Source organism: Tessaracoccus yangjingae, from assembly GCF_054483935.1.
Map to the genome: position 1 here is coordinate 2,380,702 of NZ_CM137014.1, position 15,201 is coordinate 2,395,902.

At 71.9% G+C, this 15,201-nt stretch carries 10 protein-coding genes; 1 reads left to right on the top strand and 9 read right to left on the bottom strand.

The features are described 5' to 3' along the window. Window positions 1-11: 11 nt before the first annotated feature. From pgm to ACX1D3_RS10650, 5 genes are read right to left on the bottom strand one after another with little or no spacing between them, the layout of a single operon-like run. Window positions 12-1,631 carry a phosphoglucomutase (alpha-D-glucose-1,6-bisphosphate-dependent) gene (gene pgm / locus ACX1D3_RS10630; protein ID WP_458993851.1) on the bottom strand — a complete coding sequence of 540 codons (1,620 nt, stop codon included), beginning with the start codon at window positions 1,629-1,631 and terminating at the stop codon, window positions 12-14. 59 nt (window positions 1,632-1,690) lie between these two features. Continuing rightward, window positions 1,691-2,548, bottom strand: coding sequence for a carbohydrate ABC transporter permease (locus ACX1D3_RS10635; protein ID WP_458993852.1), 858 nt, complete (start codon window positions 2,546-2,548; stop codon window positions 1,691-1,693). Then, window positions 2,545-3,459, bottom strand: coding sequence for a carbohydrate ABC transporter permease (locus ACX1D3_RS10640; RefSeq protein WP_458993853.1), 915 nt, complete (start codon window positions 3,457-3,459; stop codon window positions 2,545-2,547). The genes ACX1D3_RS10635 and ACX1D3_RS10640 overlap by 4 nt, the downstream gene beginning before the upstream one ends. Window positions 3,460-3,515: 56 nt before the next feature. Next, the gene (locus ACX1D3_RS10645; RefSeq protein ID WP_458993854.1) at window positions 3,516-4,847 is read right to left on the bottom strand and encodes an extracellular solute-binding protein; all 1,332 of its coding nucleotides are present in this window, start codon (window positions 4,845-4,847) and stop codon (window positions 3,516-3,518) included. Between the two features lie 38 nt (window positions 4,848-4,885). Beyond that, window positions 4,886-6,034 (bottom strand): ROK family transcriptional regulator, encoded by a 1,149-nt coding sequence (locus tag ACX1D3_RS10650; RefSeq protein WP_458993855.1) that lies wholly within the window; start codon window positions 6,032-6,034, stop codon window positions 4,886-4,888. A 57-nt stretch (window positions 6,035-6,091) separates the two neighbouring features. On the opposite strand from ACX1D3_RS10650, the gene ACX1D3_RS10655 reads away from it, so the two are divergent. Beyond that, window positions 6,092-7,171: a family 20 glycosylhydrolase gene (locus tag ACX1D3_RS10655; protein ID WP_458993856.1), complete on the top strand. Its 1,080-nt coding sequence runs from the start codon at window positions 6,092-6,094 to the stop codon at window positions 7,169-7,171. A gap of 7 nt (window positions 7,172-7,178) precedes the next feature. Here ACX1D3_RS10655 and ACX1D3_RS10660 read toward each other — a convergent pair whose 3' ends face one another. From ACX1D3_RS10660 to ACX1D3_RS10675, 4 genes are read right to left on the bottom strand one after another with little or no spacing between them, the layout of a single operon-like run. After that, window positions 7,179-8,075: a tetratricopeptide repeat protein gene (locus ACX1D3_RS10660; protein ID WP_458993857.1), complete on the bottom strand. Its 897-nt coding sequence runs from the start codon at window positions 8,073-8,075 to the stop codon at window positions 7,179-7,181. Window positions 8,076-8,106: 31 nt separating this feature from the next. Further along, entirely contained in the window at window positions 8,107-9,828 is a 1,722-nt protein-coding gene (gene treZ / locus ACX1D3_RS10665) for a malto-oligosyltrehalose trehalohydrolase (protein ID WP_458993858.1), read from the bottom strand. Further along, the gene (gene treY / locus ACX1D3_RS10670; RefSeq protein ID WP_458993859.1) at window positions 9,825-12,356 is read right to left on the bottom strand and encodes a malto-oligosyltrehalose synthase; all 2,532 of its coding nucleotides are present in this window, start codon (window positions 12,354-12,356) and stop codon (window positions 9,825-9,827) included. Before treY ends, treZ begins: the two co-directional genes overlap by 4 nt. Before the next feature lie 35 nt (window positions 12,357-12,391). After that, window positions 12,392-15,184, bottom strand: a complete 2,793-nt coding sequence (locus ACX1D3_RS10675; protein ID WP_458993860.1) for a cation-translocating P-type ATPase — start codon at window positions 15,182-15,184, stop codon at window positions 12,392-12,394. Window positions 15,185-15,201 lie beyond the last annotated feature (17 nt).

Here is a 15,201-nt window from a genome sequence, read left to right on the forward strand (position 1 = left end):
CGCCGTCCGGCTCAGCCCGCGAGCGCCTGGTCCACCAGGGCCTTGGCCGCGGCCTGGACCTCCACCAGGTGCTCCCCGCTCTTCAGCGACTCGGCGTAGATCTTGTACTTGTCCTCGGTGCCAGAGGGGCGCGCCGCGAACCAGGCGTGCTCGGTGGTCACCTTGATGCCGCCGATGGCGGCGTTGTTGCCGGGGGCGTGCGACAGGACGGCCGTGATCGGCTCTCCCGCCAGCTCCGTGACTGTGACGTCGTCCGCACCGAGGCTGCTCAGGCGCGCCTTCTGCTCGCGGTTGGCGTCGGCGTCCACCCGGGCGTAGTAGGAGCGACCGAACTCGGCCTCGAGCTCGGCGTAGTGCTGCGACGGGGTCTTGCCCGTGACGGCGATGATCTCGGAGGCCAGCAGGGCGAGCAGCAGCCCGTCCTTGTCAGTGGTCCAGGTGGAACCGTCCATCGCGAGGAACGAGGCCCCGGCGGACTCCTCGCCGCCGAACCCGATGGAACCGTCGGTCAGGCCCGGCACGAACCACTTGAACCCCACGGGCACCTCGACGAGACGCCTACCGAGCTTGGCCGCCACCTTGTCGATGATCGACGACGACACGAGCGTCTTGCCGATGCCGGCGTCCGAGGCCCATCCCGGCCGGTTGGCGAACAGGTAGTTGATCGCCACTGCCAGGTAGGCGTTGGGGTTCATCAGGCCCGCGTCGGGGGTGACGATGCCGTGCCGGTCCGAGTCCGCGTCGTTGCCGGTGGCCACGGAGAAGCTGTCCCGCTGTGCCACCAGGGAGGCCATGGCGTTGGGCGAGGAGCAGTCCATGCGGATCTTGCCGTCGGTGTCCAGGGTCATGAATCGCCAGGTGGGATCCACTGCCGGGTTGACGACGGTGATCGGCAGGCCCAGCTCGGCCAGGTGCTCCCAGTACTGCACCGAGGCGCCGCCCATGGGGTCCGCGCCGTGTACCAGGCCAGAGGCCTTGATCGCGTCGAAGTTCAGCGCGGTGGCCAGCTCCTCGCAGTAGGGGGTGCGGTAGTCGTAGCGGTTGACCTCGGCCGTCTCGTAGCGGGCGCGCCGGATGCCGGCGGGGTTGCCCATGAGCTCGTTGGCGCGGGCCGCGATCACCTTCGTGGCGTCCGAGTCCGCGGGGCCGCCGTTGGGCGGGTTGTACTTGAAGCCGCCGTCGCGGGGCGGGTTGTGGGACGGAGTGACGACGATGCCGTCCGCCAGCGCCGTGTGCAGGCGGTTGTAGCGGATGATGGCCCGCGACACCGCGGGGGTGGGCGTGTACTCGTCCTCACGCTCGGCGCAGATCTCGACGCCGTTGGCGCTCAGCACCTCGATGGCCGTCTTCCAGGCCGGCAGCGACAGGGCGTGCGTGTCCTTGCCGATGAACAGCGGCCCGGTGGTGCCCTGCGCGGCCCGGTACTCGACGATGGCCTGTGTCGTGGCCGCGATGTGCAGGTCCTGGAACGCGGTGTCCAGCGACGAGCCGCGGTGGCCCGAGGTGCCGAAGACCACCATCTGATCCGGATTTGCCGGGTCCGGGGTGCGGTCGTAGTACGCGGCGAGAAGCTCGTCGACGTTGATGAGGTCGGATTCCTGGGCCGGCTGGCCGGCTCGCTCATGTGCCATGTGCCCATCCTTCCATCCCGGGGGCCGGGTTGCATCAGGTTGCCCCGAGCCCGGCGGCCTCAGCCCTTGACGGCGCCAGAGACCAGCCCCGAGGTCATCCGGGACTGCACCAGCAGGAAGAAGACGATGACCGGGACCGCGATCACGGACGACGCTGCCATCACCATCGCCCAGTCGACGCCCCGGTTGACCGACGCGTTGAGGAACCCCCGCAACCACAGAGGGAGGGTCTGCGCGGCCGAGTCCGGCAGCACCACCAGCGCCACCGTGAATTCGTTCCAGGCCTGCAGGAAGGCGTAGACACCGGAGGCGACCAGGCCGGGAGCAAGGAGGGGAAAGGTGATCCGGAGGAACGCCTGCGTGCGCGAGAGGCCGTCGACCATGGCGGCCTCCTCGAGCTCGACCGGGACCCCGGCCACGAACCCGCGCAGCATCCAGACCGTGAACGGGATGACGGCCGCCGTGTAGAGCAGCGTCACGCCGAGCAGGGAGTTCAACCCCAGCGCCGGCACCGAGGCACCGATCCCTGAGAGCATCTTGTACTGCGCAATGAAGAGCCCCTCGGCGGGCAGCATCTGGATGAACAGGACGGCCAGCAGGAAAGACCTCCTCCCGCGGAACCTGAACCGTGAGATGGCCAGCGCCGCCAGGAACGCGAAGGCCAGGACGCACAGCACCGTCAGGCTGGTGATGGCCAGGCTCATCCTCAGCGCGGAGGCGAAGCCCGGATCCTCCAGCACGCTGGTGAGGTTGGTCATGGTGGCGTCGGTGGGCAGGAAGTTGGGCGGGATCTGGCGGAGTCGCGCGTTCGGCGTGATCGCCGACAGCGCCATCCAGTAGACCGGGAAGACCCACAGGGCGGCGACGAGGACGCCCACGAGCGACCAGCCGGCCTTGGCGACGACGGAGCGCCTCATGCGGCGTCCTCCTTCAGGAGTGAGCGGACGTAGGGCCAGCTGAGCACCACCGTCAGCGCCAGCACGAAGAGGGAGACCGCGGACGCGGCGCCGAAGTCCTGCCGCGCAACGCCGAGCTCGTAGATGAAGTTGCCCAGCAGGTTGGTCTCGGCGACGGGGGCGCCGGCGTCCTGCAGGAGCCGGATCTGGGCGAAGACCCTGAGATCCCAGATGATCTGCAGCAGCAGCACGATCGAGAGCACCGGCCGCACCATCGGAAGGAGGATGTGGCCGACGATCTGGCGCGAGGTGGCGCCGTCGATCTGCGCGGCCTCGATGACCTCGGTGGACACCTGGGTGAGGCCCGCGTACAGCGACAGCGCCACGAACGGGACGCTCATCCAGATGATGATCGCGGAGGCCACGAGGAAGAAGGTGGACGGCTGCGACAGCCAGGCGTAGGACGCGAACTGCTCGAGGCCGATGCTGGTGAGAAGCCAGTTGACCACGCCGCTGCGGTAGTCGAACAGCCACCGGAACACCGTGACGGCGGCCACCATGGGCATGGCCCAGGCCAGCAGGAGGCTGATCTGGATGACGACGCGGACCGCGGCGGGCACGGCCCGCATCAGGAGGGCGAAGCCCAGCCCGACGGCGACGGTGACGAAGGCGTTGACGAGGCAGAACGCCACCGAGCGCACCACGACGGCCCAGAGCCGGTCCTGGGTGAAGACCGCGACGAAGTTGTCGAGGCCGACGAAGCGGGGCGGCTGCCCGAACTGCTGGGCGAGGCCGTACTCCTGCATCGAGGTGACGATCTGCCAACCGATGGGGTAGCCGAGCGCGGCGGCGAGCACGACCACGCTGGGGAGAAGGAGGAGGTAGGGGATCCGGGGCGGCGGTGCCTTCCGGTGCGGAGGGTGGGTCGTCATGGTGGTTCCCTGTCGGTGGGGTGCCCGGGTCTCCCCGGACACCCCACGGTGGATGGTCAGCCCTGGCCGTTCAGCATCGGGGTGAGGGTTTCGTCGTACTCGGCGGCGAGCGCGGCCACGTCGCCACCCTCGGCGATCTTCTGGAACAGCTCCTCGTAGACGAAGGCACCCTCGATGGCGGCCCAGCCCGGCGCGGCCGGGGTGAGCTTCGAGTTCTCGGCCGTCTCGATCATGGTCGTGGCGAACTTGTCGTCGCCCAGCGCGTCGGTGAACTGCGTGTTGGCCGGGCCGAGGCCGTTCTCGCCGAGCATGCGCTGATACTCCTCGGAGTAGATGATGCGCAGCAGGTTCTTGGCCAGCTCAGGGTTCTGGGACTGGGCGGAGACGGCCAGGTTGGAGCCGCCCGCGAAGACCGGGGCGATGCCGCCGTCGACGCCGGGGAGGGCGAAGATGTCGTACTTCGAGGCGTCGGCCATGCCGTCGCGCACCTCGTCGCCCGCGTCGTTGGTGGTGAGCTCACCGATGGACCAGCGGGCCCATCCCGGCGCCATGATGGTCGCGGCGGCGGGGGCGGCACCGTCGGCGCCGTCGTTGAGGAAGTCCCAGTAGGCCACGTCGCGCTCGGTGGCGGGCAGGTTGGAGGCGCCCTGCGTCAGGTCCTGCCACATCTCCAGGCCTGCGATGGTCTTGGGATCGCTGAGGGTGGAGGTCCAGGTGGTGCCGTCGACGGTGGCAAGCTCGCCGCCGTTGGCGAACACCCAGGAGATGCCGTTGCGCCAGTCCTGACCGCCCATGGCGAACCCGCTCATGGTGTCGGTGGTGAGCGCCTTGGCGGCCTCGCTGAACTCGGCCAGCGTGGTGGGCACCTCGACGTTGTTCGCAGCCCAGATGTCGGGGCGGTAGAACATGTAGCGGGAGCCGAAGTAGTAGGGCAGCGCGTAGATCTTGTCGTCCACGGTGCCGACCTCCACGAAGGACTGCAACAGGTCGTCGCCGCCGAGCTCGTCGTACATGTCGGTGAGGTCGAGGAAGGCGCCGACGGTGGTGAACGTGGGCGCCTGCGTGTTGCCGAGCTCGACGACGTCGGGCGTGTTGGCCGGGTCCGGCAGCGCCGTGGTGAGCTTGGTCACCAGGTCTGGCCAGGCCTGCTCCTCGATGCGCAGCGTGGAGCCCGGGTTCTCCTCGGCGAACGTCGTGACCAGGTACTCGCGCAGCGCCTCGGGGGTGTCGGCGCCGGCCACCCAGAGGGTGATCTCGGCGCCCTCGGTGGCGGCCGAGCCGGATGCGGACGTGGTGGGGGCGGCGCTGCCCGTGTCCGTGGGGGTCGTCGTGCAGGCCGCGAGCCCGAGGGCGAGCGAGGCTGCGACGGCGGAGGCCATGAGTCTCATCGTGGGTGTTCCTTTCGTGAACTGTGGATCGATGGCGGTCAGGGGATGCCGAGCGTGCTCGACAGGACGAGGACCCCGGCGCCGACGAGCGGCGCGCGGTCCTCGAGGCGGGAGAGCCCGAGGGTGGGCACGTGGTTCATCGCGGGCCAGATCCTGGCGGTCAGGGCGGCCCGCGCCGCGTCGACGACCGGGCCGGCGAGGAGATCCTCGGGGCCGGCGATGACGATGTCCGACAGGTCGAGCAGTGCGGCGACAGGCGCGAGGACTGCGCCGAGGCGTTCGCCGACGGCGGTCAGCCAGGCGGTGCGTCCGGCGGGAGAGAGGCCGTCGATCGCCTCGCGCAGCAGGGGTTCGCTCAGAAGCGTCTCCAGGCATCCGCGCCTGCCGCAGACGCAGGTGGGGGGCTCGCCCCACGGCGCCCCGTCACCGGCGGTGGTGGCGGTGATGTGCGCGATCTCCCCGGCCGCGCTGCTGGAACCGTGGACCAGCGAGCCCGCGACCACCAGGCCGGCGCCGATGCCGTCGCCCACGAGGATCGACAACACGGAGTCGCCGTCGGTCTCGCCGAAGGCGAACTCGCCGAGGGCGGCACAGTTGGCGTCGTTGGCGACAGTGACCGGAAGCCCCAGCCGCTCGGCAAGCAGGTGCTGCAGGTCCAGGCCGAACCATTCGCGCTTGGGAGCGCGGAGGATGACGCCGTCGCCGGTGACCACGCCGGGAGTGGAGACACCCACCCCGAGGACGGGCACCTGGGAGACGTCGATCAGCGTGCGGCAGAACCGGGTGAGCTCGTCGACGCCTTCGTCACCCAGGGGGAGGAGGTCGTCGAGGCGGCTGTGGTCCATCGATTCGCCGGTCAGCGTCATGGTGGCTCCGGACAGATGGCCGTCGCGGGTCAGGTCCACCGCGACGATGCGGCGCTGGTCCTCGCAGAGTGCCACGAGCGTGCCACGCTTGCCGGGAGTGCCCGGGCGGTTGTCCGGCCCCAGCTCACGGACCACGCCCTCCTCGACCAGGCCGGCGATGAGGGCGGAGACGGTGACCTTGGTCAGCCCGATCTGGCGGGCGAGATCGGCGCGCGACATGGGGCCACCACGGAACAGCCGTTGCAGAACGGCGGCGCGGTTGAAGTCACGCACGTGGGTGGGGAGGGAGAGCTCGCCCCGTTGGAAGGTTCTCAGACGCACGTTGAATAGTATGGTTTACTAACTATCAAGATGCAAGCCCGATGGAAGGACGAACACGTGACGGCAGTAGAGGCAGCAGAGCAGGCGGGCTACGGATGGCGCGGGCTCTCGCTCGACGTGGTGCGCCACTTCTTCCCGGTCGAGGACGTGATCCGGGTGATGGACATCGCCCAGAGCGCCGGCCTCAACCGCATGCACCTCCACCTCAGCGACGACCAGGGGTGGCGCCTCGACATCCCGGGCTGGCCCGAGTTGGTGGAGCGGTCGTCGGGCTCGGGCGTGGGAGGCGGACCCGGCGGTTACTACACGCGGGCCGACTGGGACCGCCTGCGCGCGGCCGCGACGGAGCGCGGGCTGCTGCTGATCCCCGAGGTCGACCTGCCGGGGCACTCGAACGCGGCGCTGCACGCCGTCGAGGGCCTGAACCCCGACGGCGTGCGCCCGGCCGAGTATCACGGCATCGAGGTGGGCTTCTCGTCCCTGAGGCTCGCCGCCCCGGACACGCAACGGTTCATCCGCGACGTCTACCGCTACCTGGTTGACATCTCCGATGGGCTCGTGCACGTGGGCGGGGACGAGTCCCACGCCACCGACGCGGCGGAGTACGGGGAGTTGCTCGACCTGATCGTCGCGGCGGTCCGCGACGCGGGCGGCACCGTCATCGCCTGGCAGGAGGCGGCCGCCCACCTGCGCGAGGGCGAGTACGTGCAGGTGTGGGATCCGCGCCTGGCCACCGCCCCCGTCGTGGCCGCCGCGCAGCGCGGGGTCAAGGTGATCCTCTCGCCCGCCTCCAGCGTCTATCTGGACATGAAGTACGACGAGTCGCACGACCTCGGGTTGTCGTGGATGGGGACCACGGAGCTGGTCCGGACGGCAGCCCTGGACCCGCACGCCCTCATCGAAGGCCTCGACCCGGCCGCCATCGCGGGGATCGAGGCCACCCTGTGGACCGAGACGCTGGAGACGTTCGACCAGGTGTCCTACATGCTGCTGCCGAGGCTGGCGGCGGTCGGAGAGATCGCGCGCACCGGGGCGCTGGACTGGCCGTCCTTCGCGGCCAGGCTCCCGTCCATGGCCGAGGACTGGCAGGCGCGCGGCTGGCGGTACCACCGCTCCCCGGGGGTGGACTGGCGCTGAGCCGTCGTCAGAACAGGACGCTGGCCAGCCGCCGGCGGGCCTTGAGGACCGCGGGCTCCGCCCGGCCCACCACCTCGAACAGCTCCAGGAGGCGCACGCGGATGGTGTCGCGGTCCTCGGGGCCGGACTGGGCCGCGAGGCCCAGCAGCCGGTCGAACGCCTCGTCGGCCAGCCCGCCGATGATCTCGAGGTCCGCGGCGTCCAGCTGCGCCGACAGGTCGTCGGGCATGGCGGAGGCGCGCTGCACGATCAGCTCGGGCTGGAAGGTTGCGCTGCGCTCCAGCAGCGCCGACTGGGCCCGCCCCGCCAGGACCTCGGCATCGCCGGGGGTCTCCTTGAGGAGGGCGTCGAACTCGCGCACGGCGGCCGCGAAGTCCCCGGCCTCCAGCGCGGCGTCCGCCTTGGCGAAGCGCGGGTTGACGGCGGGCTCGGGGGCGCCGTCGGGGGACGGGGCACCGGAGACGGGCTGGGCGCGGCCCGTCATCCCGTTGGCCACCGCGAGCTGCGCGATCTGGTCCAGCACGGCGGCGATCTCCTCGCGGCTCTTCGTGCCCTGGAACAGCGGCGCCATCTGCCCGCCGATCACGGCCACGACGGTGGGCACGGCCTGGATCTGGAGCGCCTGGGCGAGGCGCGGCTCGGCGTCCACGTCCACCCGGCCGAGCAGGAACCGGCCGCCGGCCGCGTTGACGAGGTCCGCGAGGGCCGCGGAGACCGCAGCGCCGTTCGGGTCGCGGGGGGAGTGGAACTCCAGGATCACCGGGTGCTGGGCGGACTTCGCGGCCAGCTCCTGGAAGTCGGCCTCGGTCAGCGCCATCACGTAGCCGCCGCCGGCCTGCGCGGCGGGCTGGGAGAGTGAGGAGAGGTCGACGGCGCCGGGGCGCGAGAAGTTCGCTTGAGTCATGCGCCCATCTTTGCCGCACACCCCGGCCGGTTCAACCGCGCACCACCAGTGCGCCCGGCCCGGTCAAGCGGTAGCGGCCCCCGCCCAGCTCCTCGGCCGGGTCCCACTGGGCGAGCACGGTCCCGGGCAGGCGCACCTCGGAGCCGTGGCCGCGGGTCGCGGCCACCCGGACCTCGCCGCGGGTCATCACGACGGTGTCCTCGTCGACCACCTCGACCCGGGTGGCGCCCAGGTCCGGGGAGCCCAGGTCCGCGACGCCGCGCCGCAGCCCGAGGAGGCGCCGGTACCAGGAGAGCATGCGCGCGTGGGGCGCCTCGCGCAGCTCCTCCCAGCGCAGGACCGCCGAACGCCAGGTCTCGACCGCCTGCGGGTCAGGGGTGGGGCTGCTCCAGCCGGTGGCGGCGAACTCCCTGGCCCGGCCCTGCGTGACGAACGGGCCGAGGTCCGGGCCCAGGTGGCTGAAGTAGGGGAACGGCGTGGAGGCGGCCCACTCCTCGCCCATGAACAGCAGGGGCGTGAAGGGGCCGAGCAGGTAGAGGGCCGCGGCCGCAGCCTGGAGGTCGGGGGAGGCGTGCGCGGCGAACCGGTCCCCGAGCGCCCGGTTGCCCACCTGGTCGTGGTTCTGCAGGAACGCCACGAACGAGTGCCCGTCGTAGTGGCGGCTGCCCGGATCCACCGGCGCGCCCCAGGTGGTGTCGCGGTAGGTGGACAGGCCGCCGTCGTGCACGAACACCCTGGTCAGCGCCTTCGCCAGGACCTCCGGCGAGCCGAAGTCCACGTAGTAGCCCTGGGTCTCGCGGGAGAAGAAGCTGTGCAGCGCGTGGTGGACGTCGTCGGCCCACTGGGCGTGCATGCCCATGGCGTCGGGCTCCGAGCCGACGGGGGAGATCATGCACGGCTGGTTGAGGTCCGACTCGGCGATCAGCGTCAGCGGCCTGCCCACCTCGCCGGACCACCGCTCCACCTCCTGGGCGAGCTCGGCGAGGAAGTGCGGCCCGTCGGAGTGATCGCGCAGGGCGTGCACGGCGTCGAGCCGCAGCCCGTCCACCCCGACGTCGACCAGCCAGTGGCGCGCCGATCCGACGAGGAACCGACGCACCTCCCCGCTGCCGGGCCCGTCGAGGTTGACCGCATCCCCCCAGGGGGTGGTGTGCCGGTCGGTGAAGTAGGGGCCGAAGCGGCTGAGGTAGTTGCCCTCCGGGCCGAGGTGGTTGTGCACGGCGTCGATGAGCACCCCCAGGCCCCGCGCGTGGCAGGCGTCGACGAGCCTGACCAGGCCGGCCAGGCCCCCGTAGGACTCCTGCGCGCAGTAGAGGGCCACGCCGTCGTAGCCCCATCCGCGGTCACCGGGGAAGGCGGCCACCGGCATCAGCTCCACGGCCTCCACGCCGAGCCCCACCAGATGGTCGAGCCGGTCGATGGCCGCGTCGAAGGTGCCCGCGTCGGTGAAGGTGCCCACGTGCAGCTCGTAGAGGACCGCGCCGCGCAGCCGGACCCCCTGCCAGCCGGTCCCTCGGGCGAGGAGCGATGGGTCCACGACGGCCGCCGGGGCGTGCACACCCTCGGGGAGGGACAAGGCGCGGGGATCCGGCAGGGGCTCCCCGCCGTCGAGCCGGAAGGCGTAGCGGTCCCCGGGGAGCAGCTCCGCGTCTGCCTCGAACCAGCCGCCGCCGTTCGGGCGCATGGGGAGGTCGCGGCTGCCGGTGACGAGCGCGACCTCATGCGCCCTGGGCGCCCAGACGGCCGGCCTCACCGGGCCACCAGGAGGGCGACGGGGAGCGTGGCCAGGACCTCCGCCAGGGGCGTGGCGCCGCCGTCGAACTCCTGCCCGGTCAGCACGTCGACGAGCGGCAGCTCGGGCAGGATCACCTGATGTTCCCCCCAGCCGCCGCGTTCGGCGAGCAGGGAGGGGAGCCGGGTGGCCACGGCAACGGCGGTGACCCCGCTGTCGCGCACACCGCGGGCGAACGCGACGGCGTGGCCGCTGGTGCTCGGCACCGGCGCGTACGTGGCGGACTCGCCCCGGAACGCGTCGGGGTGCTCGCGCCGCACCCGCAGCGCTCGGCTGGTGACCAGCAGCTTCTCGGCGTCGAGGCTCTGCTGCCGCGACGCGTCGACGGCGGCCAGCAGGTCCGCCCGCGCGGCGAAGTCGACCGGCCTGCGGTTGTCGGGGTCCACCAGGGACAGGTCCACGATCTCGCAGCCCTGGTACACGTCCGGCACGCCCGGCATCGCGAGCTGGAGCAGCTTGGTGCCCAGCACGATGCACCGCACCGAGTCCGCGACGGCGGCGGTGAAGTCGTCCAGCGCCGCGGCGCAGCGCTCGTTCGTCAGCGCGGCGCCGGCCAGCGCCTGCACGGCCGCCTCGTAGGCCTGGTCCGGGGCGGACCACGTGGTGTGCGCCTTCGCCTCCCGCATGGCCTTGGTGAGGTACCCCTCGAGGCGGTCGGCGGTGATGGGCGCGGCCCCGGCGGCCGTGCCGGGGAGGCGCCACGTGGCGGCGAGCGTCTGCCACACCAGGAGCTCGGTGGCGCCGTCGACGCCCGCGCGGTCGTGGTCGGTGGCGGCGCGGAGCTCCGCGACGCAGGCCTCCCACTCCTTGGCGTGCTCGAGCAGGGCCGCGAGGCGGGCCCGGACGTCCTCGGAGCGCTTGGTGTCGTGGGTGGACAGGGTGGTCATGGTGGCGGGCCAGGCCTGGTTGGTCTGCTCGCAGAAGCTGTGGAACCCGTCCACCGACACCCCCACCAGGGTGGGCTCGCTGCCCACCTCGTTGACCCCCACGAAGCGGTTCCACCGGTAGAAGGCCGTGTCCTCCTTGGACTTGGCCATCACCGGGCCGCAGGTCTGGGCGAAGCGGATCATGAACTCGGCCCGCAGCTCCGCGACGCCCGGAGCCGCGTGCGGCAGCTCGGTGGTGACCGCGACGGACCCCACGGCGGGCAGGTCCTCGGCGCCGCCGGTCTCGCCGGGACGGGTGTCGCCGCAGGCCAGGGCGACGATGAGGTCCAGGGTGGCCTGCTCGTCCTCGGCCAGGTCCGGGCGCGCCCGGTCTGCGGCCTCGACGATCACGGCGCGCTCCTCGACCGGCGCCGGGAGCCCCGGCTCCACGTAGGCGCGGTACCGGTCCATGTTGACCAGCAGCGCACGGATGGCGCGGCCGAGCTCGCGGCGGGTGTGGTCGCGCAGCGTCACGTCGGACTCGCAGATCGCCACGGCGATCGAGACCAGCCTGTTCACCTCGGCGAACAGCATGGAGCGCACCACCTCCTCCTTGGCCTTGAGCAGCGCGGCGCCGAACCACCCCTCGCCGCCGGCCACCCGCTCCCACAGCTCGTTCAGGCGCGGCAGCTCCGCCGGGTCGTGGAACAGGCCGGTCACCCGCAGCAGCGCGTCGTAGCCGGTGGTGCCAGAGCAGCGCGAGCCCACGGGCAGGGTCTCGTGGGGCTCCAGGATCTTCTCCACCACCACCCAGCAGCCGCCCGTGGCGCGATGCAGCTTCTGCAGGTACCCGCGTGGGGTGGCCAGGCCGTCGGGGTGGTCGATGCGGAACCCCTGGATGAGGCCCTCGTCGAACAGGCGCAGCAGGAGCGCGTGGCTGGCGTCGAACACCGACTGGTCCTCGACCCGGATCGCGGCCAGGGTGTCCACGTCGAAGAACCGGCGGTAGTTCAGCTCCTCGTTGCCCACCTTCCAGTAGGCCAGCCGGTACCACTGCTGGTCCAGCAGCTCGTCGAGGGGCAGGTCCTCCGTGCCCGGGCGAATGGGGAACACGTGGTCGTGGTAAGCGACGACGCGCTCCGGGCGGCCGTCGATGTCGCGCTCCACCACGGCGATTGCGGAGTCGGCCAGCTCGTCGCCGATGCGGCGGCCGAGGACCGGCATGACGATGGCCCGGGAGCGGGTGAGGTCGATGTCGAACCAGCCCGCGAACTCGGACTCGGGCCCGGACCTCAGGACGTCCCAGAGCGCGCGGTTGAGCCACAGCGGGGTGGGCACCGCCATGTGGTTGGGGACGACGTCCACGACGATGCCCAGCCCGTGCTCGCGGGCCGCCTCGGTGAGCCGGCGGAAGCCGTCCTCGCCCCCGCACTCGGCCGAGACGGTGCCGTGGTCCACCACGTCGTAGCCGTGCGTCGAGCCGGGCGCGGCCTGGAGGATGGGGGAGCAGAACAGGTGGCTCACGCCCAACGAGGCCAGGTAGGGCACCTGCGCCACGGCGTCCTGGAACGTGAACGAGGCGTTCAGTTGGAGTCGGTACGTGGACACGGGAGAGGCTGACACACCCCCAGACTATGGGGAGGCGCCGCGCGAGTCGATCATCGGCGGGCCCTCCGCACCCCCTTGACGGCCTCCTCGACGGCGATGACGACGGCTCCCGCGCCCAGTGCCAGGCCCCAGTGCTGCCATCCCAGCGGGGCCGTGCCGAAGGCGCGCTGCAGCACCGGCAGGTACACCACCGCCACCTGCGCCAGCAGGGCGCCGGCCAGCGAGATCCACAGCCACCGGTTGGTGAAGAGGTGGTTCGCGACGCTCGCCGAGTCCGACCGGCTGTTGAGCGCGTTGGCCAGCTGCATGACCACCAGCGCGGTGAACACCGTGGTGCGGGCCAGGGCCAGCTCCTCGCCGTCGGCCGCCAGGTGCTCCAGCCCGCCGATCAGCCCGCCGATCAGGGTGAGGTCGTAGGCGACGAGGCTCAGCAGGCCCATGAGCGCCCCGATCACGAGGATGCGCTGCCACATGTGCCTGTCGATGATCCGGTCGTCGAAGCGGCGCGGCGGCCTGGCCATCACGTCGTCGATCTCGGGGTCCACCCCCATCGCGAGGGCGGGGCCGGAGTCCGTGACGAGGTTGATCCAGAGGATCTGCGTGGCAAGGAGCGGCACGACGGCGGTGCCCGGGCTCGCCGGGTCCGCCAGCCCGATCGCGCCGCCCAGCGTCACGCCGAGGAAGACCGTGGCGATCTCGCCCATGTTGGAGCTGAGCAGGTAGCGCATGAACTTGCGGATGTTGTCGAAGATCACCCGGCCCTGGCGGACGGCGGCAACGATCGTGGCGTAGTTGTCGTCGCCGAGGATCATGGCCCCGGCCTCCTTGGTCACCTCCGTGCCGGTGATGCCCATCGCCACCCCGATATCTGCGGACTTCAGCGCCGGCGCGTCGTTGACGCCGTCGCCGGTCATCGCCACCACCTGGCGGTCCGCCTGGAGCGCGTCGACGATGCGGAGCTTGTGCTCCGGGGCCACCCGTGCGTACACCGACGCCGTGCGGGAGATCTCGGCGAGGACGGCGTCGTCGGCCCGGTCGAGCTGGACGCCGGTGACGACGGTGCCCCCGTCGCCGGTGATGCCCAGATCGGCCGCGATCCGCGCGGCGGTGACCGGGTGGTCCCCGGTGATCATCACGGTGCGGATCCCGGCACGGTGGGCCTCGGCGATCGCGGTCGCGGCCTCCTCCCGAGGGGGGTCGAGCAGGGCGACGATCCCGCCGAACGTGAGGTCGCGCTCCGACGGCTCGCCGAACCCCTCCCGCTCGTGGGCCGCCGCGGGGCGCCAGGCCACGCCGAGCGTGCGGTAGCCCTGGGCGCTCAGGTCGTCGGTGACGCGCAGGATCTGCCCGCGGCGGGCCCGCGTGAGGGGCACGGCGGTTCCGCCCACCTGCTCCGTTGCGCAGAGCTCCAGCAGCACGTCGGGGGCGCCCTTGGCGTGCACGACGTGGCCCAGGTCCGGGTGCTCGCTCAGCACCGACATCATCCGGCGTTCTGACGTGAACGGCACCTGGGAGGCGCGGTCGTGGGCCGCGGCCAGCTCGGGTGCGCCGTCGAGCTTCCTGGCCGCCACCAGGAATGCGGCCTCCGTCGGGTCGCCCTGGATCTGCCAGGCGCCGTCGACCTCGGCGAGTTGCGCGTCGTTGGCCACGGACCCGGCCACGAGCGCGAGCCGCGCCTCGTCGAGGGTGCGGTCCACGTCGCCGTCGATCGTCACCTCGCCCACGGGCGCGTACCCGGTCCCCCCGAGCCTGATCCGCCCGGAGGCCGTGACCACCTCGCGCAGCGTCATCTCGTTGCGGGTGAGGGTGCCGGTCTTGTCCGAGCAGATCACGGACACCGAGCCGAGGGTCTCCACCGAGTGCAGGTCCTTCATCACCGAGTTACGGCGCGCCAGCGCCTGGACGCCGATCGCCAGGACCAGCGAAAGGATGGCCGGCAGTCCCTCGGGGACGGCGGCGACGGCCAGAGACACGCCCATCAGCAGGATGTCGACGGCCTCATCCAGGCTGTCGACCCGGGTGAGAAGAGCCGTGGTGGCCATGACGACGACCGCGATCGCCATCACCAGGATCCCCAGAGTCCTGGAGATGCGGGCGATCTCGCGCTGCAGCGGGCTGGGCTCGGACTCGGTCTCGTCCAGCAGCGTCGCGATGCGGCCCATCTCGGTGCGCATCCCGGTGTCGGTCACCACGGCGCGCCCCACCCCGCGGGCCACGGCGGTGCCCTTGAAGACCATGTTGCTGCGCTCGGCCAGCGGTGCCGGCTCGGGCAGCGGGCCGGGCGACTTGCCCGCCGCCTCGGACTCCCCGGTCAGCGACGCCTCCTGGACGCGCAGCGCCGAGGCGGTGACCAGGCGGGCGTCCGCGCCGACGGCGTCGCCCTCGGCGAGCACCAGGATGTCGCCGGGGACGAGCTCGGCGGACGCGACGGTGGTGAGCAGCCCGTCGCGCAGGACCGTCGACCGGGTGGCGGTGAGGCCGGCCAACGCCGCCACGGCGCGCTCGGCCCGGTTCTCCTGGACGAACCCGATGACGGCGTTGGCCACCACGATGAGGGCGATGACGATGGCGTCGACGGGGACGCCCGAGCCTCCCTCGACGGCCCAGGCGATCACCGAGATGACGATCGCCGCGAGGAGGAGGTAGATGAGCGGGTCCGCGAACTGGCGAAGCAGCCGTCGCCAGGCGGACTCAGGCGGGGTGGAGCGCAGCTCGTTGGGCCCGTGCACCTCACGCCTGGCGGTCACCTCGGACTCGGTGAGCCCCACCGCGGGGTCCACCCCGAGCGCCAGGGCAACGTCGCCGGAGGGGAGGAGGGTCACGTCGCGTGCAGCGTCGGCCATATCCCCATTGTGTCCCC